The sequence below is a fragment of the Lysinibacillus sp. G4S2 genome (genome assembly GCF_030348505.1).
GTDB lineage: Bacteria > Bacillota > Bacilli > Bacillales_A > Planococcaceae > Lysinibacillus.
The window spans coordinates 2,211,072-2,236,748 of record NZ_JAUCFJ010000002.1 but is presented as its reverse complement, the minus strand read 5'-3'; the positions used below and the strand labels follow the sequence as shown (position 1 = coordinate 2,236,748).

At 36.5% G+C, this 25,677-nt stretch carries 24 protein-coding genes; 6 read left to right on the top strand and 18 right to left on the bottom strand.

All coding sequences use genetic code 11. The annotated features are described in order from the left end of the window. Positions 1–3 precede the first annotated feature (3 nt). From QUF91_RS11420 to QUF91_RS11400, 5 genes are all read right to left on the bottom strand, one after another. Positions 4–1,257, bottom strand: coding sequence for an MFS transporter (locus QUF91_RS11420; RefSeq protein WP_289417841.1), 1,254 nt, complete (start codon positions 1,255–1,257; stop codon positions 4–6). 226 nt (positions 1,258–1,483) lie between these two features. Beyond that, on the bottom strand, positions 1,484–2,902 hold the full coding sequence (locus tag QUF91_RS11415) for an NAD-dependent succinate-semialdehyde dehydrogenase (protein ID WP_289417840.1): 1,419 nt from the start codon (positions 2,900–2,902) through the stop codon (positions 1,484–1,486). Positions 2,903–2,953: 51 nt separating this feature from the next. Beyond that, entirely contained in the window at positions 2,954–4,594 is a 1,641-nt protein-coding gene (locus QUF91_RS11410) for a flavin-containing monooxygenase (protein WP_289417839.1), read from the bottom strand. Further along, positions 4,591–5,544, bottom strand: a complete 954-nt coding sequence (locus QUF91_RS11405; RefSeq protein WP_289417838.1) for an alpha/beta hydrolase — start codon at positions 5,542–5,544, stop codon at positions 4,591–4,593. The genes QUF91_RS11410 and QUF91_RS11405 overlap by 4 nt, the downstream gene beginning before the upstream one ends. Before the next feature lie 24 nt (positions 5,545–5,568). Next, positions 5,569–6,780: an iron-containing alcohol dehydrogenase gene (locus QUF91_RS11400; RefSeq protein ID WP_289417837.1), complete on the bottom strand. Its 1,212-nt coding sequence runs from the start codon at positions 6,778–6,780 to the stop codon at positions 5,569–5,571. 291 nt (positions 6,781–7,071) lie between these two features. Here QUF91_RS11400 and QUF91_RS11395 point away from each other — a divergent pair, with 291 nt between their 5' ends. Continuing rightward, on the top strand, positions 7,072–7,758 hold the full coding sequence (locus QUF91_RS11395; protein ID WP_285398119.1) for a LuxR C-terminal-related transcriptional regulator: 687 nt from the start codon (positions 7,072–7,074) through the stop codon (positions 7,756–7,758). A gap of 85 nt (positions 7,759–7,843) precedes the next feature. On the opposite strand, the gene QUF91_RS11390 is transcribed toward QUF91_RS11395, so the two are convergent. Then, complete coding sequence (locus QUF91_RS11390; protein ID WP_285398118.1) at positions 7,844–8,023, bottom strand: hypothetical protein; 180 nt, start codon at positions 8,021–8,023, stop codon at positions 7,844–7,846. 103 nt (positions 8,024–8,126) lie between these two features. On the opposite strand from QUF91_RS11390, the gene QUF91_RS11385 reads away from it, so the two are divergent. Both QUF91_RS11385 and QUF91_RS11380 read left to right on the top strand, forming a co-directional pair. Next, on the top strand, positions 8,127–9,593 hold the full coding sequence (locus tag QUF91_RS11385) for an IS1182 family transposase (RefSeq protein WP_285398117.1): 1,467 nt from the start codon (positions 8,127–8,129) through the stop codon (positions 9,591–9,593). 214 nt (positions 9,594–9,807) lie between these two features. After that, positions 9,808–9,930, top strand: a complete 123-nt coding sequence (locus QUF91_RS11380) for a hypothetical protein (protein ID WP_285398116.1) — start codon at positions 9,808–9,810, stop codon at positions 9,928–9,930. 983 nt (positions 9,931–10,913) lie between these two features. On the opposite strand, the gene QUF91_RS11375 is transcribed toward QUF91_RS11380, so the two are convergent. The 8 genes from QUF91_RS11375 to QUF91_RS11340 all read right to left on the bottom strand — a co-directional run bounded on the left by QUF91_RS11375 (position 10,914) and on the right by QUF91_RS11340 (position 18,643). Beyond that, on the bottom strand, positions 10,914–12,014 hold the full coding sequence (locus QUF91_RS11375) for an ABC transporter ATP-binding protein (RefSeq protein WP_289417836.1): 1,101 nt from the start codon (positions 12,012–12,014) through the stop codon (positions 10,914–10,916). A 131-nt stretch (positions 12,015–12,145) separates the two neighbouring features. After that, complete coding sequence (locus QUF91_RS11370) at positions 12,146–13,108, bottom strand: sugar phosphate isomerase/epimerase family protein (protein WP_289417835.1); 963 nt, start codon at positions 13,106–13,108, stop codon at positions 12,146–12,148. Between the two features lie 67 nt (positions 13,109–13,175). After that, the gene (locus QUF91_RS11365; protein WP_289417834.1) at positions 13,176–13,502 is read right to left on the bottom strand and encodes a hypothetical protein; all 327 of its coding nucleotides are present in this window, start codon (positions 13,500–13,502) and stop codon (positions 13,176–13,178) included. A gap of 33 nt (positions 13,503–13,535) precedes the next feature. Beyond that, the gene (locus QUF91_RS11360) at positions 13,536–14,243 is read right to left on the bottom strand and encodes an HAD family hydrolase (protein ID WP_289417833.1); all 708 of its coding nucleotides are present in this window, start codon (positions 14,241–14,243) and stop codon (positions 13,536–13,538) included. A 110-nt stretch (positions 14,244–14,353) separates the two neighbouring features. Beyond that, the gene (locus QUF91_RS11355) at positions 14,354–15,706 is read right to left on the bottom strand and encodes an extracellular solute-binding protein (RefSeq protein ID WP_289417832.1); all 1,353 of its coding nucleotides are present in this window, start codon (positions 15,704–15,706) and stop codon (positions 14,354–14,356) included. A gap of 25 nt (positions 15,707–15,731) precedes the next feature. Further along, a complete protein-coding gene (locus tag QUF91_RS11350) occupies positions 15,732–16,559 on the bottom strand; it encodes a carbohydrate ABC transporter permease (RefSeq protein WP_285396261.1) in 828 nt (275 codons plus the stop codon). A gap of 3 nt (positions 16,560–16,562) precedes the next feature. After that, entirely contained in the window at positions 16,563–17,429 is an 867-nt protein-coding gene (locus QUF91_RS11345) for a carbohydrate ABC transporter permease (RefSeq protein WP_285396258.1), read from the bottom strand. Positions 17,430–17,734: 305 nt separating this feature from the next. After that, a complete protein-coding gene (locus QUF91_RS11340; RefSeq protein ID WP_285396256.1) occupies positions 17,735–18,643 on the bottom strand; it encodes a DUF2268 domain-containing putative Zn-dependent protease in 909 nt (302 codons plus the stop codon). A gap of 334 nt (positions 18,644–18,977) precedes the next feature. Here QUF91_RS11340 and QUF91_RS11335 point away from each other — a divergent pair, with 334 nt between their 5' ends. Then, positions 18,978–20,168 carry an MFS transporter gene (locus QUF91_RS11335; RefSeq protein WP_289417831.1) on the top strand — a complete coding sequence of 397 codons (1,191 nt, stop codon included), beginning with the start codon at positions 18,978–18,980 and terminating at the stop codon, positions 20,166–20,168. A 336-nt stretch (positions 20,169–20,504) separates the two neighbouring features. Here QUF91_RS11335 and QUF91_RS11330 read toward each other — a convergent pair whose 3' ends face one another. Next, on the bottom strand, positions 20,505–20,729 hold the full coding sequence (locus tag QUF91_RS11330) for a hypothetical protein (RefSeq protein WP_289417830.1): 225 nt from the start codon (positions 20,727–20,729) through the stop codon (positions 20,505–20,507). Between the two features lie 199 nt (positions 20,730–20,928). Here QUF91_RS11330 and QUF91_RS11325 point away from each other — a divergent pair, with 199 nt between their 5' ends. Further along, positions 20,929–21,084, top strand: a complete 156-nt coding sequence (locus tag QUF91_RS11325; RefSeq protein ID WP_289417829.1) for a hypothetical protein — start codon at positions 20,929–20,931, stop codon at positions 21,082–21,084. Positions 21,085–21,153: 69 nt separating this feature from the next. Here the strand turns inward: QUF91_RS11325 and QUF91_RS11320 are convergent, their stop codons facing one another. Then, the gene (locus QUF91_RS11320; RefSeq protein ID WP_289417828.1) at positions 21,154–21,885 is read right to left on the bottom strand and encodes a response regulator transcription factor; all 732 of its coding nucleotides are present in this window, start codon (positions 21,883–21,885) and stop codon (positions 21,154–21,156) included. Positions 21,886–22,017: 132 nt separating this feature from the next. Between QUF91_RS11320 and QUF91_RS11315 the strand changes: the two genes are divergently transcribed. Further along, positions 22,018–23,490 (top strand): amidase, encoded by a 1,473-nt coding sequence (locus QUF91_RS11315; protein WP_289417827.1) that lies wholly within the window; start codon positions 22,018–22,020, stop codon positions 23,488–23,490. A 93-nt stretch (positions 23,491–23,583) separates the two neighbouring features. Here QUF91_RS11315 and QUF91_RS11310 read toward each other — a convergent pair whose 3' ends face one another. Together QUF91_RS11310 and QUF91_RS11305 are read right to left on the bottom strand one after the other, a co-directional pair. Beyond that, a complete protein-coding gene (locus QUF91_RS11310; RefSeq protein ID WP_285396244.1) occupies positions 23,584–24,375 on the bottom strand; it encodes a DeoR/GlpR family DNA-binding transcription regulator in 792 nt (263 codons plus the stop codon). 255 nt (positions 24,376–24,630) lie between these two features. Continuing rightward, entirely contained in the window at positions 24,631–25,425 is a 795-nt protein-coding gene (locus QUF91_RS11305; RefSeq protein ID WP_289417826.1) for a serine hydrolase domain-containing protein, read from the bottom strand. Between the last annotated feature and the right edge of the window lie 252 nt (positions 25,426–25,677).

Below are 25,677 nucleotides of genomic sequence, written 5' to 3'. Positions count from 1 at the left end.
TTTTTAATTTACAGCTTCTTGCACGTCTGCTTTTTTTCGATCCGGATGAACTAAAGCAATAAACAAGATAGCTACAATAAAAATAATTCCTGCAACCATTAAAAATGAATAGTTAAATCCTTGTGCTAAATGGTCTTTCCCAACCATTTCAATAATAAAGCCTGTTAAAATTGGGCTTATTGCCGCAGCTACATTTTGGAATGCCACGATAATACCTGATAAAGTTGAAGTACGTTCTGGCAGTTGATGACTCATAATAATATGTGATGTTGAAAGTATAAGGTATCCTAAGCCATACGCTAAACTAATTGCAATAACCGACCATATTGGTGAATGAATAAAATAAAGTGAAGCGAAGAATACAGAACCTACTAACATTCCAGCCCCTGTTACACCAACACGTGCTCTACGAATACTCTTAGTTTTCTTAAACACTTTGTCAGAAATCCATGCCATTAAGAAGGCGATAAATACAGATGATCCACCAATCATCAACGTAGAGTATGCCATATTCATTTCAGACAATTTAACAACTTGTGTAAAGTATAAAGGCATCCAAATTTGCATCCAACTAGATAAACAGAAATAACCAAACGTTGCAAAGAGTGTAAATAAGCATGTTCTAGACAATAATACTGGGTATAATTCTGCCCACGTCACTTTGTTTTTTGGTGTTTCTACTACTTCTACTTCTTCATAAAGTGTTGGACTCTTTTTAGGCACAACAAACACCCATAAAATAAGTAATACGAGACTAGCTACCCCCATCATGGCAAATGTATGTCTCCAACCAAATGCTTGAATTAAAAACACAACTATCGGTGCAACAGCATAAGCTCCAATTGTTGCACCTGATGTAAAAATAGTCGTAACCCTCGCTCGCATTTCAGTTGGAAAATAAGAGAATAGTAGACGTAAAGAGGCTGGTGCATAGCCGCCTTCAGCCATACCAAGTAAAATGCGATACAACAGAAGTGTAGAAAATCCAACAATCACATAGCCTCCAAATTGAAGCACAGACCATACTAATAGCATAATGGTAATCATTTTTTTAGAGCCGAATTTATCTGTCAGTGCACCAATTACAATGGCAGCAATAGGAAAAATCCAAAAAAAGCTACTGCCAATGATGCCCCATTGCGCATAGGACAATCCTAATTCATCCATTATGGGTACCGAGGCCAGACCAACTACACTTTTATCAGCAAAGTTAATTAAAAACCCCAAAAACAGAATACCGAGTACAATCCACCGCATAAGCACTCCTCCTACATGGTTAGTAAAAACTTTGTGTCACGGAAAAAAAGGTGGTAATTCCACTTTTTGATTTCGTGGAATAAATTTATATAAAGCTATTATTTTGAAATTTGGGCTCTTCACCAAAATATGTACTTGACTGCACATTCCGCTACGGGAGGACGTGACCTCCCACAAAAGAATGTGCTTTTCAACCTACTTTCAAGAACAGATTTTAGTAGTAATCCTAAATTTGCACAGAAATCATCTTGATATCTAAATAATCCTCTAAGCCGTACTTGCCACCTTCTCGGCCCATTCCACTTTCTTTTACACCACCAAATGGTGCCTGAACTGCGAATGGTAATGCATCATTCACCCCAACCATCCCATAGTCCAATTGTTCAGAAACCCTATAGTTGCGGGATAAATCCGTAGTATAAAAATACGAAGCTAATCCATATTCAATATCGTTTGCTCGTTGAATTACTTCTTCCTCTGTTTGGAATTTAATCAATGGAATAACAGGCCCAAATGTCTCTTCTTTTACGATTAGCATGTCATCTGTAACATTAGCTAAAACTGTTGGATCATAAAAATATCCTTGAGCATACTGACCATCCGATAATTTTCTTCCGCCATTTAAAATGCTAGCACCTAACCCCACCGCATTTTCAACTTGTTCGTGAACTTTTTCAAGTGCTTCCGCATTGATTAAAGGTCCCATGTCATTTCCTTCATCTAATCCGTTACCAACCTGAATATTTCGAACTCTTTTATTTAACTTTTCCGAAAATTCATCATAAATTTTTTCTTGTACATAAATACGATTTGGACAAACACATTGTTGGCCATTAGAACCGAATTTACTTTTTATCAGTCCATCAACCGCTAATTCAAGATCTGCATCATCAAAAACGATAAACGGAGCGTGTCCACCTAACTCCATCGATACACGTTTTACCGTTTCTGCGGATTGGCCAATTAACACTTTTCCTACTTCTGTAGATCCTGTAAATGAAATTTTTTTAACGGCTTTACTTTTCATCAATGTATTTGCAATAGGGCCGGAACTACCCATCACTAAATTCGCTACCCCTTCAGGAAGGTCAATTTCATCAAAGATTTTAAAAAGTGCAATAGACGATAACGGCGCTTCTTTAGACGGTTTCAAAACAATCGTGCAGCCCGTTGCTAAAGCAGGTCCCAGTTTTCTCGCAGCCATCGACAACGGAAAATTCCAAGGTGTAATCGCTCCAACTACCCCTACAGGTTGCTTAATTACTTGAATACGTTTATTAGCGGCTGATGCAGGAACAATATCACCATAAATTCTACGAGCCTCTTCGGCATACCATTGAAAGAAAGCTATACTTGAAGCAACCTCTTGCCTCGCATGATGAATGGTTTTCCCCATTTCTTTCGTAATGATTTGAGCAAATGCTTCTCTTTGTTCTTTGAGCTTTTCGACTATTTTCCATAAATATGAGCTTCGTTGCTCTGCGGCAAGTGAAGACCATTCTTTAAAGGCCTTTTCTGCTGCCTTAATTGCGTCCTCTGTTTCTTTTTCACCTACAAAATATACCGAATCCACCTTTTCTCCAGTTGCTGGATTATGAACATCAAACAACGTATCTGTCGTAATCCACTTCCCATTAATATACATAGCTAACACATCCTCTGCTCATAATAGACGTCATAAAAAACGTACACCATTTTACGAAAGTGGTATCTTTTCTGTTTTGAGAGTTAGGTTAAAACTCTCGTAGTTTTTAGCAGCTACTTCATCACAAATTTTGCGATATTCACCTACACCGCCTACATAAATGAGGAATCCTCGAGATTTCCCTTCTATATTTGCTCCTGTGTACCATGAGTCTACTTTTGTCATAAGCGTTTTTTGCGCTAACTCAAAGCAATGCTTACTCCAAGCTTCTTCCGCTTCTACTTTCGCTTCAATCGTTTCAATCCCTTGCTCACGCATATGCTCCATGCAATCACCAATCCACTCTACATGTTGCTCAATTGATATAGGCACATTGGAAAGTACAGATGGGCTTTCAGGTCCAGTAATCATAAACATATTCGGAAATCCTGCAGTTGTAAGCCCTAAATAAGTTCTTGTTTGAGTACCGTCTTCCCATTTTTCTTTCAGTGATACACCGTTTTTACCACGAATATCAATTTTAAATAACGGACCTGTCATTGCATCATAACCTGTCGCAAAAACAAGAATATCTAATTCATGTTCCTGCTCAGAAGTTTTTAAGCCTTTTGGTGTCACTTCTACAATTGGAGAAGATTTCACATCAATTAGAGTGACGTTCTCACGATTAAATGTTTCGTAATAATTTGTATCCAATACTGGTCGTTTAGCCGAGTAGTAATAACTTGGTTTTAATTTTTCAGCTACTTTTGGATCTTTCACTGTTTCAGCAATTTTTAAGCGAATAAATTCACTTGCTGTTTCATTGGCAGCCTCATCGACTAAAAGATCATTATACGTTTGACTAAACCCTAAGCCGCCTCGTTCCCAAATCTTTTCATATTCTTCATTACGTTGTTCCGGTGAATCTTCAAGGGCGGAACGATCATTCACAATCGTATGAAGATATCCCATTTTAGACCAGCGAATTTTTTGACGAATGTCAGCGTAGTTTTCCTTCACCTGTTTCAGAAATTCTGGATCATACGGATAGTTTCTCGCAGGCGTACTATATGCTGGCGTTCGTTGGAAAACAGTAAGATGTTCCGCTTCTTGTGCAATCACTGGCGTAGCTTGGATTCCACTTGAGCCTGTCCCAATTAAACCAACTCGTTTCCCTGTAAAATCTACCTTTTCATGTGGCCAATGTCCTGTATGATACGCTTGCCCCTGAAAGCTAGTTAAGCCTTTAAAGTTCGGAATATTCGAGGCAGATAAACAACCTACACCCGTGATAAAATACTTTGCAGTTAATTTCTCTCCCTCATCCGTATAAATAAGCCACTTTTTTTGCTTTTTATCATAATGTGCTGCTGCAATGCGTGTATTAAACTGAATACTACGACGTAAATCTAAGCGATCTGCTACAAAACTCAAATATTTTAAAATTTCTGCTTGCTCCGGGAATCTAGAAGTCCATGTCCATTCCTGAATTAATTCCTCTGAGAATGTGTAGTTATAAATAATACTTTCTGAGTCACATCTCGCTCCAGGATATCTATTGGCATACCAAACGCCACCTACATCTGGTGCTGCTTCAAAAGCCTGCACTGAAAATCCCGCTTCTCTTAAACGGTGAACCATATATAATCCTGCAAAGCCCGCTCCAATAACAATTGCGTCTACATTTACTCCCTTATTTGTATTGGTCATGTTATCTCCTCTTTTCCGAAAACGTTTAATTTATTGAAATTGTTTGCTAGATAGGTAGCAACCTCATTTACCGCTTCTTTTCCTTGTTCTAAAATTCCACTCATCCAAAAGAATCCGTGTATCATGCCTTTATAACATGTCGATGTTACTGGAACACCTGCGGATTTTAGTCGCTCTGCATATGCTAATCCTTCATCACGTAAAGGATCATATTCTGCTGTGATGACTAACGCTGGAGGTAATTTGGTCAAATCTTCTGCAAGTAACGGTGCTGCATAAATATTTCCTTTATCCGTTTCTTTCTCCAAATATGCTTGTGAAAACCACACCATACTCTCATATGTTAAAAAATAATCTTTTCCATTTTCTTTATACGAATCGGTATTAAAAGAGAAATCCACCACTGGATAAATTAATACTTGTGACACAAAATTAAATTCTCCACTTTTTCGCGCCATCATTGTAACTGCTGCTGCCAAATTCCCACCTGCACTATCTCCGCCAACAGCTATTTTTTCAGAATCTCCATTTAATTCATGTGCATGTTCAAACACCCATTTTGCCGCTGCATAGCAATCCATTAATGGCGTTGGAAATTTATGCTCGGGAGCTAAACGATAGTCTACAGATACTACGATACAGTTTGCTTTATTTACGATATTCCGACAGGGCACATCTACTGTTTCAAGATCTCCTAAAACCCATCCCCCACCATGAATGTAGATAAAAATAGGAAATAAACCTTCACCTTCTGGCTTATAAATCCTCAGTCCAATTTCGCCACCTTCTACTGGAATCATATAGTCACGCACCTCTGCTACAGATTCAGTAGGGCCTGCCAGTTTGCGAAGTTCTTTGTTTTTTGCCCGATTTTCTTCAACCGTTAACGTCGAGTTTGACGGTCTTCCTTTCAAAGTATCTAAAAATACTTTTGCCTGAGGGTCCAGCATATGTTCTTCACCTCTTTTCCCTAATCATTGTTCAACTTTACGCGATGTTACAGCTGAAACTTCATTGGTTACCTTCAAAATAATTTCTGCTGGGATCAGAAACTTTCCTGCAGCTGAATCGTTTTGGACTTCTTGAACAATTGACTCTAGCGCGGAAGGTTGGATGTCGAATTCAGAAAATGTTTCTGGCATCTCTATTTCATCGCGTAAATCTCGAATGAACTGAATAACTTCCCTTAAACATTCCAAATCATCTGATGATGAATTTTCGATTCCTAACGCTTTTGCGAAGCCTTTAATTTTTGGCAAATAGAGTGAAGGAATGGCAGCCATTACATTCGGTAAAAGAACAGCATTTGCTAATCCATGTGGAATTCTAAATTTTGCTCCAAAGACATGCGCCATATTATGTACAGGCACGCCATTATTACCAAAGCCAAAAGCAGTAATTGCCATCGCACTGGCTATTAGCATATTTTCACGTGCTTTTACATTGGCCCCATCTTTCACTACTTTCGGTAGATTTTCTGCAATTATTTGAGCTGCATGCAATGCATACGAATCTGTGAATGGTGTGGCAGTTGTTGAAAAGTACCCCTCAATTGCATGTGTTAATGCATCCATTCCTGTAAATGCCGTTATCCGAGGAGGCAATCCAACCGTTAACTCTGGATCTAAAATAGCAATATCTGCATTTAAATAAGGTGTTCTTACAACAAATTTTGCACCTAATTTTTCATTGAAAATAACTGCCATTGGCGATACTTCTGCGCCTGTTCCAGCAGTAGTTGGGATGGCTATGTGTGGAACGCTACTTGGCTTTGCTTCTGGAGGAAACTCTCTTACACTATTTAGCAATAGCCCCTCCATATCATCACTTTCTTTCCCAAGCAACCACTTAATCCCTTTCACTGCATCTAGCACGCTTCCTCCGCCAAGTGCAACCAACGTATCTGCCTGCTGATCTTTAAAAAATTGAACCGCCTTCGTAATATTTTGGGCTTTGGCATCTTGTTCGATAGCATCAAAAATACCAACCAATTCTATAAAACTATCTGGCCCCTGAAACAAATCAATGATTTCATTAGTAATTCCTGCTTGAACTAGCCCTTTATCTGTTACTAATAAAACTCTTTTGCCACCTAACCCATGAATCATTTGTAAAAGTTGCTTCCTTGAACCTTCTCCACTTGAGATAGCGGTTCTTAAATGAAATTCCGAAAAAGAATTATTCATTTCTCTCACCTACTTTTCAAAGTAATAGTCAACACTGTGGAAATGATGTACATCATACCTGCACTTACACCGTGCTCCCTCGCAATGTAAGGGTTTACATTTTCATCATAACTTGCTCTTCTCTTTTTACATATCCCTAAAAATAGGGGGTTTCAAATTAACAATTTCAGCATTATATATACATAAACCTCATTAATAACATGGAAAAAGGAATTTAGTCATTTTCAAACTGCAGTATTTTTGATATTATGAGAATATTCTAATAGTTTTAGTGAGAGGAGGTATGTCTTTTTGCTTATTAGTACAACGATTAAAAATCAAATACAATCGATCTCTTCTGCTACTTCTCTTGATGATAAGCAAGTTCTTGCCGTTAGAGGTTTCATGGATATTTTCCAATTTTCACGTGTAGGTCTATATTTCTATTCAACACTCAGCAAGGTTGGAGAAGGTATATTACGAATAGACAAGCAAGGGATTTCTTCCTTAAGGGATTGGCGAGAAGATGTACGAAACATGCCACCGATTTATGCTGCTATTCAAGAACGCAAACCGAAGCATATCGATACAAATTTAATTCGAGAGATTCCTGTAAAATATACGAATGGTGTCTCAACAGAAATGCTTGTTGTTCCGCTCAGTGACAATTCACATGTAGTTGGATATGCTTGTATGGGCAGTACAGATACTTTTACTGTTAAGGATAGTCTTATGTATTCTTTAGGTCTGTACGGTGAGCATTTAGGGCAAATTTTCGGCAAAGACGATTACTCAAACAATCCTAAGAAACTGAGTAAAAGAGAGTTAGAGGTTTTGCAAAAAATGTCCTGGGGAGAAAGTACAAAGGAGATGGCAGCATCTATTGGTATTAGTGAGTTTACTGTCCAAGATTATGTTCGTTCTGCCATTCGCAAACTTGATGCTTTCAATCGTGTCCAAGGAGTTGCCGAAGCATTACGTAGAGGTCTAATTCAATAAAATCATTTTGCACAAAAGTAATGATGTAGTGAGAACCTTTCTCTTTTTATGTTGTTGAAAACTATTATCTCAATAATATTAAGGTTCATTTTAAATACAGTATGGCTCTTCGGCAAAACGAGGGGTTGATTTCCGTTCCGACTGAGCGCTTTGGCCGCTGACGCTTCGCTTTCGCGCAGAGCAGAGCTTCCTGGGGGCGTCCGATGAGCCGCTTCACTCGCGTTGCTCGCTCCAGGGTCTCATCTGTGACGCTAATCGAGGGCACTGAAAAAGTGGTTAGATAAAGGAAGTAGCGAATTTTTTCTCTACTTCCTTTTCTTTTTCATCTATAATTATTAGTATACTGTTCATTTTAGGTGGTGCTTTTTATGCTTTCCAAACAAGAAACGCTTGCTCTTAGTCCTCATATGGCAATCTATGATTTAGTTGTGCCAAAAGATAATATGCTTCGTCAAATGAAGGAATTAATTGATTTTACTTTTGTTTTAGAGGAATTAGAGACTAAATATTGTCTAGATAATGGTCGTTACGCTATTTCACCTATTCGTATGTTCAAATATTTATTACTTAAGGCAATTTATGATATTTCTGATGTTGATGTAGTAGAACGTTCTAAATATGATATGTCCTTTAAATATTTTTTAGATATGGCACCAGAAGAAGGTGTTATTGAGGCAAGTTCTTTAACAAAATTCCGTCGATTACGTTTACAAGATGTCCAATTGTTAGATTTACTCATTCACAAAACCGTAGAACTAGCTATTGCACAGGGTGTTTTAAAAAGTAAAACATTGATTGTAGACGCAACACATACGAAGGCACGCTACCAACAGAAGTCCCCGAAAGAGTTTTTACAAGAGAAATCAAAACAGGTACGAAAAGCCGTGTATCAATTCGATGAAACAATGAAATCAAAATTTCCCACTAAACCGACTTCTCAAGATATCCAAAAAGAAGTGGACTATTGTCACCAAGTCATTCAAATAATAGAAGAAAATAAGGCTATTGCTCAAATACCAAGTGTACAAGAAAAAGTAAATGTCCTCAAAGAAGTTATTGAAGATTATGAGCTTAAAATAAATTACTCAGCTGATCCTGATGCACGTGTCGGTTATAAATCTAAAGAGAATCCTTTCTTTGGTTATAAAACACATTTGGCAATGAGTGATGAAAGACTTATAACAGCAGTAGTTGTAACAACAGGTGAAAAAAGTGACGGGAATTATTTACAAGAGCTAGTAGAGAAGAGTGAGCAAGCAGGCATAGAAGTGAACACCATTCTTGGAGATACAGCGTATTCTGGTAAAGAGAATTTATTATACACAAAAAAGAAAGAGATTCAACTCATTTCAAGGCTACATCCTGTTATTACGAACGGTCAACGGAAGCAAGAAAGTAAGTTTGAGTTTAATAAAGATGCCGATTTATATGTGTGCCCTGCTGGACATTTAGCAAAGAGTAAAAGTATTAAAAAGCGTAAGAATTCCACGCAAAATACACAATTAAAATATTTCTTTGATATAGAAAAATGTAAAGTTTGTCCTTTAAAAGAAGGGTGTTATAAAGAAGGAGCGAAAACAAAAAGTTATTCAGTTTCTCTTCTGTCAAATGAACACATAGAACAAGAAGTGTTTCAGGAAACGGAATCCTTTAAACAATTGGCAAAAGAACGCTATAAAATCGAAGCAAAGAATAGTGAAATAAAAAACAGACACGGGTATAATCAAGCAAACGCCACGGGTCTATTTGGTATGCAAATACAAGCAGCCGCAACGCTATTTGTCGTGAATATGAAGAGAATTTTAAAACTAATGAACGAAAAAAGCAAAGAATAATGAAAGAAATCGGACGACCCCTTCCTAAAAAAGGATGAAATGGCGCCCGATATTTTTTTTGAGTTAAAAAATTTTAATTTTGATGAGTTTTTCAGTGCCCTCGACGCTAATCCCCAAGGAGTCGCTCAGTCTCCACTCCAATCAACCTACTTCACATAGCATGTATCTTCTGGCATATCACTCTAATTTATAGTGATATAACGAAACTTCAGCAATGTTTTATCTGTGCGAAAGCGAAGCGACAGCAACAATCTGTTTTATCTGTGCGAAAGCGAAGCGACAGCAACAACGTAAGCGGAGGATGCGGCTCGATGCTCGCCCATGGAAAAGCGAGTAGCCTGGAACTGAAATCACCTTCATCTAAAGCGCCCCAACATTCACAAAGATTTCCTTGACCATTTTATTTTTCAACACAAGAAAGAGGCTAGGATAAAACTAGCTGCTATTAAAGAAAAAAGAGAAATCGATGCTGTTCGATTTCTCTTTTTTCTTGTTTGACTAAGTCATTCTATTTTCTTTACTCTATTTCTCTGTTAATAGCAGTATATTTCCGGAGATTTACTACCTTGAGAACTTTTGATTGTTTGTAGACTAACTTTTTCGATTTATCGACTAACTTTTTCGATTTATCACCCAACTTTTTTAATTTATCACCCAACTTTCGAAAAATATCGACATCTACCTTCATGCAACACTATCTGACTGCACTGATGGTTTGCACCGCTTCACTTGATCAAAGGAATTTTTCTAAAGTCATTTACTTTCAGCCTTTCAATAGAATACCTGGTGGGGAGCTCATTTTTCTGTCTCGAAAGTGGAGCGAGGCGCAACGGCAGCGACAAGTTCTCTGCGACGAAAGTGGAGCGATAGCGTAACGGCAGCGACAAAGCGCGGATGAGTGATTTATCAGAATAATTTCGTGTTTTATCGGAACAATTTCAGATTTTATCGGAATGTTTCATCAATTTATCGGAACATATTAAAAAATACAGTATCTCTGTTCGCATTGAGAGTTTAACGAAACAGTTTTCAGATTTATCGAGAACTTTTGATCGTTTATCGACCAACTTTATCGATTTATCACCCAACTTTTTTAATTTATCACCCAACTTTCAAAAAATATCGACATCTACCTTCATGCATTTGCTTTGCTTATGACATAAACATATTTTTTTACACAAAATTAAAGAATTTAACATCAAAAAAGCGCGAGAAATCAACGTTTCTAAATTGATTTCTCGCGCTTTTTAGGTTTTGCCCAGTTTTGTTTAGCCTCTTTTTTATATTCTTCTATAGAAATCTACTTCCATAATGAATAATCTATAAAATTATTCTTTTTTCAGTTTGAGCATCAAAATAATGAGCTTTCTGCATATTCACCATAAGGTCTATCTTTGATTGGCTATGCACATCTGTTGAGGAGTCAACACGTGCAACGAAGGATTGACCATCATTTTTCGAATAGAGATACGTTTCTGATCCCATTAATTCTGATACTTCAATATTGACCGTTACTTTCGTTTGATCGGATACGTCTAAAGATGTTTGACCATTATTGAAGTCTTCTGGTCGTATACCTAAGATAATTTCTTTATTCATATATCCGTTATTTCTAAAGTACTCTAACTTCTCTTCTGGTACCTGAAGCTTCCAATCGCCAACTATAAAAGCACTTTCTGTTAATGTTCCTTTAAAGAAATTCATTCCAGGAGAGCCTATAAAACCTCCTACAAATACGTTTGCAGGTCGATCATAAACTTCTTTAGGTGTACCCACTTGTTGGATGATGCCGTCCTTTAACACAACAATACGTGAAGCCATCGTCATCGCTTCGATTTGATCATGGGTAACATATATCGTTGTTGTTTGCAATTGGTGGTGCAATTTCGAAATTTCAGCACGCATTTGAACACGTAGCTTGGCATCTAAGTTTGACAACGGTTCATCCATTAAAAAGACTTTTGCATTCCGAACGATCGCACGTCCTAATGCCACACGCTGACGTTGTCCACCTGAAAGTGCTTTAGGTTTTCGGTCTAAATAATTCTCAAGCCCAAGGATTTCCGCTGCATGTTTTACACGTTCTTCAATCTCTTTTTTGCTATACTTTCTAAGTTTTAAACCGAATGCCATATTATCGAAAACCGTCATATGTGGATAAAGAGCGTAATTTTGGAAGACCATTGCGATATCTCGATCTTTAGGTGCAACATCATTCATACGCTTTCCATCAATATAAAAGTCCCCATCTGTAATCTCTTCAAGACCTGCGATCATACGTAATGTTGTCGATTTCCCACACCCTGAAGGTCCTACAAAAACGATGAATTCTCCATCATTTACTTCTAGGTTAAAATCTTTTATGATCGTTGTATCATTATCATATTTTTTATAAATATGTTCGAATAATAGCTGAGCCATCATTGCCTCCTAATATTGTAATTTTTTCAGAATCATCGCCGAAAATTGAGTATGTCATTTAATAAAACATATGTCATTACGTCAAGGCGAAATCAACCCTACGCTTGGCCAATATTCTAATAAAATTGACGTTATCTACAATACTTATCTCTAAGCTCTACTGCATGTTTAATCGATTGTTCAGCACCTTGAATTTGTTTTTCAATCAGTACTTCTAAATGTTCATCAGCAGGATAGTAATAATTTTCTGGCTCGATCACATTTCGATCAAATGGAGGATTCTCCACTTTAAACGCACCTTCTCCTACTTCAAAAACACCACCTGTACCTTTTTCCCTTTTAAATTGAGCTACATACGGATAGCACATTTCAATATTAATTCTTGTTAATGGGGAATGCTCCACCATAATTTTAAAGATTTCGTCTAAATCGATATTTCCTTGTCCTGCCGGAACACCGCACACTTTATAACCATCTTTTGCTTCGATGATAATATGATCTTTAAAGTGGGTTGTATACGTATACGGAGCAAGCTTTCTTGCTGCTTCCACTGGGTCTTCCCATGCCATCATTGAATTTCCAAAATCGTAATGAGCTCCTACCCAATAGCTGTTTACTTCATTGACAATTTGTATAATTTCGTCAGCTATTTCTTCCTCATGGTTTTCAATAGCTAATTTAATTCGATATTTTTTTAGAAGTGGCACCACTTTTTTTATATTGTTTGGGGCCTGATCTAGTAATTCTTTATCATATTTGCCTGGACAGCAATACGTCCGAATCACATCTGCTCCAATTTTATGTGCTACTTCGATAACCTCTGATAAATGCTCTGGTTCTGTTCCTCTCGCGTCAATCTCTGCGTATAATCCATATTTTTTAATTTCTTTACGCACCTTCTCTAAATGATCAGGTTCAGCGCCGCCAAGAGCACCCCACTTAGGATGTAAATATTTATCGCCGGGATAAGCAATGACATTAATCATTACCCCATCCAAACCGTGTTCCGCTGTTTTTCTAATAAAATCAAAAATATCCATTCGGCCATTTTGAAAAAGTAAATGATAGGTTTCCGTCTCTAATCCTAATTTCATCCGTTTCACCATCTCTTATAAAATTTCTCGAATCTTCCATGAGTAAGCCTAATATATTCCTATAAAACTATTTCAAGCTTACTTTCCTAGAAAATTTAGCTTCAGCCCATTTGTCTAGCTTTTTAACTTGTTTTTTACCGAAAGTCATACCATATCCAATTATTAAAACAATAATGAATGTAAATAAATCCAATTCCTTTGTAAACCAATAATTAATTATTCCCATAATCACTTGCGGTATCACTCCGGTAATTGCAAATGCGATTGAACTAATCCGGAACCATAATTTTGACTTCAAGCCGTATCTTGCATACAACATAAAAAATGTTGACAACCACGCTAAAATCTCTAAGCACAACAATATTACCCATTTGTTTTCAATTAAAGTAGTCATTGTTTTTCGACAGATAGACCTCTCTACAATGTGCTATAAAATCTTTTGAATATCTTTAACACTATCTATAATATAGTCTGCTTTTCCTTCTAAATCTTCCTTATTGCATGCACCAGAAAGTACCCCGGCTACTTCAATACGGCTATTTCGTGCAAATCGAATGTCAGTTAACGTGTCACCTACCATTAAAACTTCCTCATCATTCAGTAGGAATTTATCTTTGAAAATATGATAATATTCACTATTAGGCTTAGGTTTATTGATGCCATCATCTGCACCTAAAAAATCAATATAGTCATATAGCTTCGTCATTTTAAGCGAATGAATGGCTGCATCAACATCGTCTGCTGTCACAATACCGATAATATAATCATGATCTTTTAAATACTTTAATGTTTCCTGTGCACCTTTTACTTCTGTAAATACGAGGTCATCTGATGTAGAATGCTTTTTGAATGAAGCACAAACATCGTGTATAAATTCCCCTTTTTTAATATTTTTTTCTCCCAAAATTGAATACCATGCAGCTGCAATAAAAGAATTCGTTTGACTAGCAAGTAAACTCGTACTCTCAAAATCATTATTGTCCATTCCAATTATCTGCATATATTCATCACGTTTGTTTTTTTCATTCGGAAACTTTTGAAATATATCATTAAGCACACAATCAACAATTTTGTACCAAACAGTATCTAGCTGTATTAATGTTCCATCCTTATCGAAAATGATTCCTTTCTTCATCTTCTTCGCCTCCCTAAACATAAAACCTATTATATAAGACCCATTCATGAAATAATGAAGGTACTTCTTTCATTCAAGAGAGAAGCACCTCCACCCCTCTTTTAAAAAATTTACTTCTTCACTTTATCTAATTCTTCCTGAGCAATTTTCGCCGCTTCATCTAATGCTTCCTTAGCAGAGATTCCTTCGATTTCTACTTTATCTTTCGCTATATCTAATGCATCATAGATTTTTCCGCCTGTTGGATCGATAAATGGCGAAACTCCATTTTTATTTGCTTGCTCTAACGGAACTAACGCCTGTGGTTGTTTTTTCACGAAATCAGCATAAGGCTTATAATCAGTAACATTGTTTTGTACAGGGATATAGCCTGTTTCCATTGACCATTCTGCTGTTTTCTCAGTACTTGTCGCAAATTTCATAAACTCATATGCACCTTTAGCTACTTCTGGATCGGTATTTCTAGTTAATGTTAAAAAATAAGCTTCTAATTTAGGTGCTGGCTTATGGTCACCCCAGCCTGGTTGTGGAACTGCTCCAAATGTAGCCAGTCTTTCGGCCTCATCCATTCCCTCACCTAACGATTTATAGACAAATCCTTGGTCACCAGATGAACCTGTATATCCTAATGTTCTACCTTCAACAAAATCAATAATTGTGTTATCCCAATATTCCCATCCAGTACCACCTGTATGAATGTTCATGATTTTATCTTCATGAAGCCACGTACGGTATTTGTCCCATACCTTTACCCATGTTTCATCGTTAATTAAAACTTTCTTTCCGTCTTCACTTAATACATTTCCTCCAGCACTTCGAACAGAATCAATTAAGTTCGTCGTACCCCAAATTGGCATCCACCCTGCGTATTGAACGTCTCCATTTGCATCACGCTTTGATACTTTTTTGGCTACCTTTTCTACTCCTTCCCATGTCTTTAAGTCATCTGTAGTAAAACCATTTTCCTCTAATACTTTTTTATTATAATAAAGAATCTGTGTTGTGCCATATAAAGGAATTCCATATAATTTCCCATCAACTGTTGCTTGACTAACAAAACCTTTACCATAATCTTCTATTTTTAATTCTTTATCATCATTTATTAATTTATCGATTGGGACAACTAGCTCTTTGTTAATATAGTTTTGAATAACGTCTGAACCTAGTAAAGCAATGGCTTCTTGATTGTTTGCCGCAAATCCACTTTGAAGCTTTTGATAAGACTCATCATAGTTACCTGCTTTTGTCGTTTTTACAACGTACTTGTCCTGACTTTGATTGAAATCCATCACAATTTTATCTAAACGATCAGCAAGTGATCCCCCAACCCCGTTTATGAATGGGACAACGATTTTATCCCCTTCTTTCGTTACCTTAACTGTATTTCCTTCTCCTCCAGAACAACCTGCAAGTACACCAACAAATAATGATACAACCATCAAAAGCGCTAATAATTTCTTCAACATGAACTGCCTCCTTTAAAATTAGTTAACCCTTTATTCCAGAATCAGAAACACCTGAGAGGAACCATTTTTGTAATACTAAAAATACAAGTAAAAGTGGGACTGTAGCGATTGTACTTGCAACCATAATGTGTGACCAATCCCTGCCTAATGAGCTATTAATGAAAAAATCAGCAATCCCATTAGTAATTAATTTTTTATCATTATCTTTTAATACTAGCGCTGGCCAAATATAGTTATTATAGTTTTCGATAAATGTCACTAAACCTAGTGTCACAAATGATGATCTTGTCATCGGGAAGACAATCTTCCAAAGAATCTTCCAATCACTTGCTCCATCTATCTTGGCTGCTTCTACGATTTCATGACCAACTTTAAGGAACGCTTGTCTAAAATAAAAAATCCCAAATACACTAACTGATAAAGAAATAATGTATCCAAAATGAGTATTTAACATTCCCATTTTCGCTAACATCACATACACAGGAACATACGATACAGCGCCTGGAATCATATATGTTGCCATGACAACGCCAAACGTTAATTCTTTCCCTTTAAATTTATAAAATGCCAACATATAAGCAAAGAGTGCCGACGAAATAAGAACATAGATCGTAATAATCAATGAAGTATAGAAACTATTAAATATATACGTGTGAAAAGGAATGACTCCTAATACCTCTTGATAATTTTCCCAATGAAATTCTTTTGGCCAAAAACCACCTTGTAGTACTTCACTGGATGTTTTAAACGAACTAAGGATCATCCAAATAAAAGGAAAGACAAACAAGATGCTCGATAAAGCTAAAAAGAGATGCTTTAAAATTTTCGGTGTCTTTTTATGATTACTCATGTCTTAATAATTCACCCACTTGTCACCTATTATCTTGTTTATAAACGATAATAGGATTGTAATAATTAATATGATAAACGCGATGGCTGTCGCGGATCCCATATCAAATTGTTCAAACGCTTGTTGGAAGAATAAATAGAGTAATGTTCTTGTCGAACCACTCGGTCCACCTTGTGTTAAGATTTTAATTTGATCATATGCTTGCAGCGATACAATCGTATTTACAACAATTAAGAAAAAAGTTGTTGGTGAAACCATCGGAAGTGTGACATGTCGAAACTTCTGCCATGCATTAGCTCCATCAATACTTGCCGCTTCATATAAGCTATCAGGTACCTTCTCGAGCGCTCCAATATAGAAAATCATTGTCCATCCAACTAGTTTCCAAACCGTTACAATAATGACGGCTAGCATCGCGGTTTCACTGCTCTTCAGCCAATCCAAACCAGGTATGCCTACCAAACCTAGCACCTTATTGATAACACCTAATTCCGGTTCATATAGAAGTGACCATACAATCGATACGGCTACTGTTGGTGTTACCCATGGCGAAAAAATCATCAATTTGTAAATGGCAGAGCCTCTGAAATTTTTTCTAAAGAACAAAGCAAAAATTAATCCTAATACAATCGTTGGAATAACTGTCCCAAATCCAAAATACAGCGTGTTTAGCAATGCCTGCTTAAAAGCTGACTGGGTAAATAAATTGAAATAGTTATCTAAACCAACAAAATTAAAATCATTTGTCATGAAATCCCAGTCTGTAAAACTAATACCTAAACTAAACAAATTCGGAATAATCCAAAAGAGTGTAAGAGGTATTCCAACCGGTAATAAAAAGAACGCAGCCTTTGAAAATTTTATTTGCATTCAGTGTCACCTCCTGTTTCACATTGTAAAGCCAAATTATTAATCAGATGTTGTATTTTTATTAACAAGTTGTAAAAATAAACATATAAACAAAGTAAAACAACACAAAAACCAATATATTATCATAAAAAAACTATTTCTCGTTGTCATTGAGAAATAGTTTGATTCAATTAGCGATATTGATATGCTCTTATTTAATGCTGCAAATTAAATTCTAAATTCTTTATCAAAAGTTTGATTATTTTTAAAACCCTTGTTGCATTAAAGTTCGTTTAATTTATTCACCGCATCAGCTGTATATGAGGTTAATCGAAAAATCTAGAGACTCTAATTATTTCTTCAGTAGGTGTCAGTGTCGCTTCGGCAATACTTTTGTTACTGTTGGCTAAGTATTGCTTAATCAGGTGGTAACCAATAGTATATCCTGCATTCTGTGATAAACCAACTGGACTGTATCCTTGTTTCTTCGCAACCTCATCACCAAACATATAAGCTGCTACTTCTCCAAAACCTTTAGTCTTCCGTCCTTCTTTTATCACTTCGATTGAGTACTCCATCTCTCCTTTATCAAAATCTTCAATCCAAGGTCCTATCAATTCTTTCCCATACATTTCTTCAGCAAAACATTCAGCTAAACCTTCCAATACTAAATATTCTTCTACAGTCACGTCGCCATGATTAAATGGTTCAAATGTAAAACGAACATTATGATTAAACTCGTGAGCTAAAGCGGATTTTAATCTTTTCTTATTAAAATCATTAGGAACAACCATTAGCAAAATATATCCCGGTATTCCACCAAAACCTGAATATCCTTTATTTACTTTCATTTCTTGACTATCTTCATCCCCTAAAAGAATATTTACAGTGATTTCTTCTAGTGGAATAAAATAATCTATCTTTTCAAATTTATCAATTCCTTTTGAGATCACTTCCTGATATTCATCAAAAATTCTAGATTCTATTAGCTCTGGTAGATTATCCTCAACTTGTTGAATAGATTTTCTAGGAGTCCAAATCCCTAACATCTCAGATGCCATAACAACATCATATCCATTAGGTTGGGTTGCTTTTAACGGTACATTTAAATAATCCCACATTATTTTCATTGGTTGCATCAATTCATATCGGAATGAATTCTCATTATCATTTCCTATTAAACACTTATTATAGAAATCTAAGCTATTGATTAAGTTGATTTTTACTTTTTCCATTTTATCTCCTCCATATCGAATAGCTTAATTCTTTACGCAACGGCAATGTAAAGCTTTTAATGTTTTAAATTGCTATATATAAATTCAATGTACTTAGTCCGTTTCTTAATAATTTACATACATATTTTTTAAAACCTACTGCAATCAATAGCATTATCAACAGAAGTGTTCTTTCTTAAATAGTCTTCTTCTAACCATGCAGCCTTGTCGATTCTGGCAATCCATTAACCTCTATTTTGAAAGGGTTTTTCTCGCTAAAAATTTTATGGTATGATGTTCAGGTTGTGTATCTACTATTTGACACATTTACATTCATCTTAGAAAAGAGGTATTTATGCACCCCACAAAATTATCCAAGCGACATTGGTTGCTCATTTTAACACTTTCTTTATTAACATTTGTTCTCGGGACAAGTGAATTTGTGATTGTTGGAATTTTAACTGATATTTCTTCAAGCCTACATATGACAAATGCGAAAGCAGGCACACTCGTTTCTGCGTTTGCCATTACGTTTGCCATCGCCACACCACTAGTGATGTCAGCAACAAGTCATTTTCCAAAGCGTAAATGGATGTTGTTTTTGATAGGATCTTTCATCATCCTAAATGCTTTGTGTGTTATTTCGACGAGCTACATCATGCTCCTTGCCCTTCGAATTTTGACAGCGATTGTAACAGGAGTATTAATCTCCCTAGCTATGATTGTTGCAAGTGAAACCATGCCGATTAAAAAACGCGGACTTGCGATATCATTCGTTTTCGGTGGTTTCACACTTGCAAATGTCGTTGGAGTGCCAATTGGTATTGTAATCGCCGAATGGTACGGCTGGAATGCCACTTTCATGTTAACCACTTTCCTAGGAGTACTGGCGTTTTTGGCGTCCTTCTTTGTCTTACCTAATAATCTCAGCCAAGTACGTAGTTCGATACGGGATCAGTTTTCTTTACTGACCAAGCCTAGAATTTTGATGGCTTTTTTCATTCCAGCGCTCGGATTTGGTGCAACTTATGCCGTCTTTACGTACCTTGTTCCTATCTTAAAGGGAATGGGCGCACCAAATAATTCAATTAGTTTAATCTTATTTGGTTACGGATTTATCTCGATTTTCAGCAATATCCTCGCCGGTAAAATTGCCAGCCACAATCCAATCGGTCGCCTTCGGTTTGTTTTTCTCGTGCAGGCAGTTGTTCTAACAAGTTTATTTTGGACTACAAATCATTTTATTTTAGGACTGGTAAACATTGGCCTAATGTCGTTAATGTCCATCCTCTTAACAACGTCTACTCAGCTATATTTAATAGACCTCGCCGGAATTTATCAGCCAAATGCTACAGGACTCGCTGCTTCACTTATGCCAGTGGCAAGCAACGTAGGCATAGCTTTTGGTTCTGCATTAGGAGGAATTGTATACCATCAAGGAAATTTAATGAATGTAACATGGGTCGGTGGAATAGTTGCAGTCTGTGCAAGTCTACTAACTATCTTTTGTCATCTTTTAGACCAAAAACAAAAGAAATCAGCATAAAAAATGAAATGATTATTCATGAGTGAACTTTACGCTACAACGATTATTGCTGGGCTGGGTCTAATTATTTTACTCAGTATACTGACACACTTCCTTATGAAAAAACGAACACATAAAGCGTATGTGGTTTTTTATGTCATGTGCGCTGTACCTAGTTGTTACAGGATTAATAGACATTATTTATAAGTAGAAATACAATTCAAATGGCTGGGACAAAACTGGTCAAAACCTTAAAAAGCACGATAAATCAATTTAGAAACGTTGATTTATCGCGTTTTTTGATGTTAAGTTTTTAAATTTTGCGTAAAAAAATATGCTTATGTCATAACAGTACGGTCAGAAAGTGTTGCATGAAGGTAGATGTCGATATTTTTCAAAAGTTGGGTGATAAATCGATAAAGTTGGTCGATAAACAATCAAAAGTTCTCGACAAATCTCAAAACTGCAGCCCATTAAAGATTTTGTCACTGCCGTTGCGCCCCGCTCCACTTTCGCTTCAGAAAAATGAGGTTTTTTGTCCCAGCCTCTAAAAAAACCGCTCTTACTTGTGATATGGTTCATTCCCTGCCCCCAAAAGTGAGGGAGTATCCCCAAAAATTGTTTCCTTCTTTATTCTTCCGTTTAATCATCTATGCTCATCAAACACAAATTTGGTTCTCTGAAATTTAAAGCTTTGATTTTAAATTTTGGACTTCAACAACAAGTCCCCCCTTTTCAGTATCCTACCTTGTAAGTTAGTCAAGTAAGCTCAGAAATTATTATGAGAATCGATTGGGGTGCAGCAAGTGTTTGGGTAGGTAAAGAACGTGATGATGTAGATGTAGTTGTAAATATTGACGCACCGTTCTTTAGTGAGCTTGTTTACAATAGAGAAATGAATGATTTTGTAGCGCGTGATGAAGACTATTACTATTAATAACACGATGGAATTCTCATGTTCCTAAAATCTCATTCTCGGTTTTTATCGATTGCCTACATCATATTTTTATGCTCGTAAGCTTTCTGCATATTTTAATGCAAGCTGTGTTCGTGAAGTTACTTTAAATTTCCGATACAAATTTTGCAGATGCTTCTTTACTGTATTTTCACTGACATATAAACAACTGGCAATTTCCCCATTTTTAAATCCCTTACATAAATACATTAACAGCTCTTTTTCACGTTGTGTAATTTGCCATGACTCGCTTGGCTGAACATATTGATGTAATAAATAAGCATTTTCAATCATCCGCTTAATATAAGATAGCTTTTGACTATCCTGCTCTGTAAAAGGTTTTTCCCCTTCTTTTCGCAAAAAGCCAATAGCTGCTGTTGGCTTTTGCTGATTGTACAGATACATAACCATTTCATCTATAAAATCATTTAATTGCAAAAAGCGCTCAACATAATACCGCTTTTTCTTCTTCGATATTGCTTCATTTCGTTGCATTAATTGAATATCGGGTTGGTTTTGCATGTTCACTGGATGTAAAGGATCATAATATTTATATTCATGCAAATAGTTTTGTATCGTATATGTCTCAACATTGAAACAGACAGGCTGTTCATTTAACTCCCCATCTGCCACTTCCCAAAATAGCGTATGCTCAAATTGAAAACATTCACTCAATACTTGCAACATATTCAATTTAAAGTCTCTACTTGTTTGCTGCATATTCATATTCGAGATCCTAATCGTTGCTTCTAATAAATTTCCCACCTCTTTTTGCTCATACAATATCAATCCCTCCTTTTCTCCATTAAACCCATATATTCTCGCTAAAGAAGAATTATCCTTTTGGGTAATATCAATTTTTTTCATTTCAATCTAAGATGAATTTGTAAGTCAAAACTATATTGAGGTGATCAGATGAATTTACAGGAATATGCATCATATGACGGTATTGGATTAGCAGAGTTAGTAAAAACAAAGCAAGTGACACCAAAAGAACTTACAAAATTAGCACTACAAGGTATTGAAAAAGTTAACCCTTCGATTAATGCCGTTGTCAGCGTGTTAGAGGAACAGGCTGACAACGCGATTTCTACTTTAAATTTAAATGATAATCAACCATTTGCAGGTGTCCCATTTTTAATTAAAGAAGTTGTACTCCATGCGGAAGGTGTGCCACATAGTATGGGCAGTCGTATTGCAGAAAATGCTGTGATTTCTGTCGATAGTGAATTAATGAAACGATTTAAAAACGCTGGTTTTGTGTTAAGCGGTACAACCACAACACCCGAGTTTGGCTATAATGCCGCAACGGAAGCTGTCATTTATGGGCCAACACGTAACCCTTGGGATCTAGACCATAGCCCTGGTGGTTCAAGTGGCGGTGCAGCCGCTTCTGTCGCAAGTGGTATCGTCCCAATCGCGCATGGTAATGATGGGGGCGGATCCATTCGTATTCCTGCATCATGCAGTGGTGTTGTTGGCTTAAAGCCTTCACGTGGTCGCGTGCCAATGGGACCTTATAATAGTGAGGCATTAAATGGGCTAGCAATTGAATTTGCGCTGACAAAAACCATTCGTGATACTGCTACATTATTGGACCAAGTAGCTGGGCCAGACTTAGGATGTTATTCGATTATTCAAAGCCCAGAAATGCCTTACAGTAAAGCAATTCAGCACAAGGTACGTCCACTGAAGATCGCCTGGACAACAGAAGCAAATTCTGGTGCATTCGTTGATCCGGAATGTATCGAGGCCGTACATAAGGCCGTAAAATTATTAGAAGAGTTAGGGCATGAAGTAGTCGAAGCTCGACCAGTTTACGACCAAGCACCATTTTCACGCGCAACAGTAAATATTTGGACAGCGAATATTTATAAAATGATTATGGGTGCAGCGGAATTAACAGGTAAAACACCTTCACGTGATAATATTGAAGCAGCCATTTGGCAATGCTATGAATATGGCAAAAACTTAAAAGCTAGCGCACTTTTAGATGCCATTAATACGAATGCACTTGTATCACGTCAAGTAGCGACATTCTTTGAAGATTATGATGTGCTTTTAAGCCCAACAATCGGTACATTACCAGCGAAAATTGGTGAGCTAAATGCGGATAATCCAAATATCTCGGCGACTGAATGGACAGAGCAAATTTTCACATACGCGCCGTTTACCAATTTGTTTAACGCAACAGGTCAACCGTCGTTATCATTGCCACTTGCGATGAGTGCATCAGGCTTACCAATCGGGCTGCAATTTACAGGTCGCTTCGCAGATGAGCTAACCCTTCTACAGCTCGGAAAACAATTAGAAGAATCTGCTCCGTGGAAAGATCGTAAACCACCCGTTCATGTGAGTGCAGAAGTTGCGGAAATTGCGACAACATAAAAAAAGTAGGTGCAAGTTTTTTTCTTGTACCTACTTTTTACTAGTCTCGGCCATGTACGACATTCCATTACAACTTGAACTAACCTCATTTACTTATCGTACGGTTATTATTTCAACACCTTTTGCTGTTAAAGCACTTTGCCATTCTGCATCGAGTTTAGCATTCGTAAATAATAGATCGATATCATCAAAACTCCCACTTTTATAAAACTTCATTAAGTTGAATTTAGATTCATCTACCAGCATGACAACTTGTCTTGCATTTTTCTTTAAGCGATTAAATATTTGAGCATCCTCAATATACGTACATGTTAATTCCTTTTCTAATGAGATTCCATCACAAGAAGCAAATAATTTATTAACCGTAAAATGATCAAGTAAGTTTAACGTCATATCACCAGACAACGCTAATGAATTTGTATTTAACATTCCACCAGCTACTATAAGTTTGCAATCAAATGACTCATACTGCTCTTTTAGTTCAATAATTTTATTAGCAGCAGGTATGGAGTTTGTCAAAATGGTGAGGTTTTTTTTGTCATAAAGATAGTCCAATATTTGCAGCGTAGTTGTTCCAACTTCAATGGCAATAATATCATTATCCTCTACCAATTTACTTGCTGCCATTGCTATACTACGTTTTTTATCAATGTTTTCATTGCGACGTTTATTAAAAAATAATTCCACGGTATGATCATTTTTCTTAAGAGCTCCACCATGTATTTTCGTTAACTTGCCTTCTTTATGCAACAAATCTAAATCTCTTCGGATGGTTTCTGTCGTAACATTTAACACTTTTGCTAAATCATTGACCATCACACGATTGTATTGATCTAGCTCATCGAGTATGTATTTTCTTCGCTCAAATTGTGTATAAGATTTCATCATAACACCTCTTTGTATTCCACAAATATATTTTAACCTTCAAGAACAATTACTAAAATATAACTTTTATACCGACGTACTTTTCAAGACCAGACTTCAGTATTGACCCTTAGTTATATTGTAATTAAGTTACTAAGCAAATGGAAGTTCTCCTATTAACACTTAACTTTTTAAACATTTCATTTACATTTCAAAAGGTATATATTTCTTTAAGTGATGTCTGAGAAAAGTTAATACTATTCAATTCGAACTAACTCAATCAAATTTTTTATAAGTTACTTCAACACCTTCGTCGATAAATAATTGATTTGCAACATCTACATAACTCATCGTATTGCGTACCCAATAATACGACTCATCTATTTTAAATAGTGGCACTGACAACTGATGCTCAAATGAAATGATCAATTGTATATCCTTTTCAATCGTAAATCTTGTTCCAAATCCATCTGCTAATTCATATCGCCCCGTAATATCATCTTTATTTGTGAGCGGCAAAATTACTACATGTTTTAGTGCTTCAACTGCATGATGTTTACCCATTAAGCAATCCATAATTTCTTGTTCATATTGCGGAAAAACTTCTTGATTCGTCGCTAACACAATTACTTCTTCCGTTGATATATTAATAAAGGCTTGTGCTGAGCAACCACTCCATCCACCTGTATGTCCAACCCACTCATCTTGAATGATAAACCCATAACTATAATGCTTAGCAACTTCTGTTGGTGTTAGCATAAATTGCACAATCTCTTTGCTAATGTACTGACCTTGCCATAGCCCTTTTAAAAACTTCGCTACTTCTGTCACTGTTGCATAAATACCACCATCACCATACACATCATTATACTTTTCAGTTTTGCACAAATACGGGTCATCAACGACCTTTATATATTGCTGCTTCTCATAATTATACGTTTGACCTTGCGCTTCGTATTGCTTTGAAGGTTGTGTTGTCATGTAGGTAAGATTTAATGGTTCTGCAATATTTTGTTGTAAACAGGTTTCATACGATTCACCGCTCACTTCCTCAATAATTTTCGCAAGCAAAACATAATTTGTCAGGTGTGTTGATTAACCATTTTTATACATTTTAAAAGGCTGATTTCCGCTACGGGCTACTCGCTTTCCTGCGGGCGAGCGTCGAGCCGCTTCCTCCGCTCCGCTCCGTGCAGGGTCTCGTCTGTCTCGCTATCCCGCGGGAGTCGAGTAGCCCTACGCTACAATCAGTTAAAATGGAAATATATTAGCAAAATGGTAACAAAAAATCCTTTTATCGCTCAATAATAAACCTATTTTTTC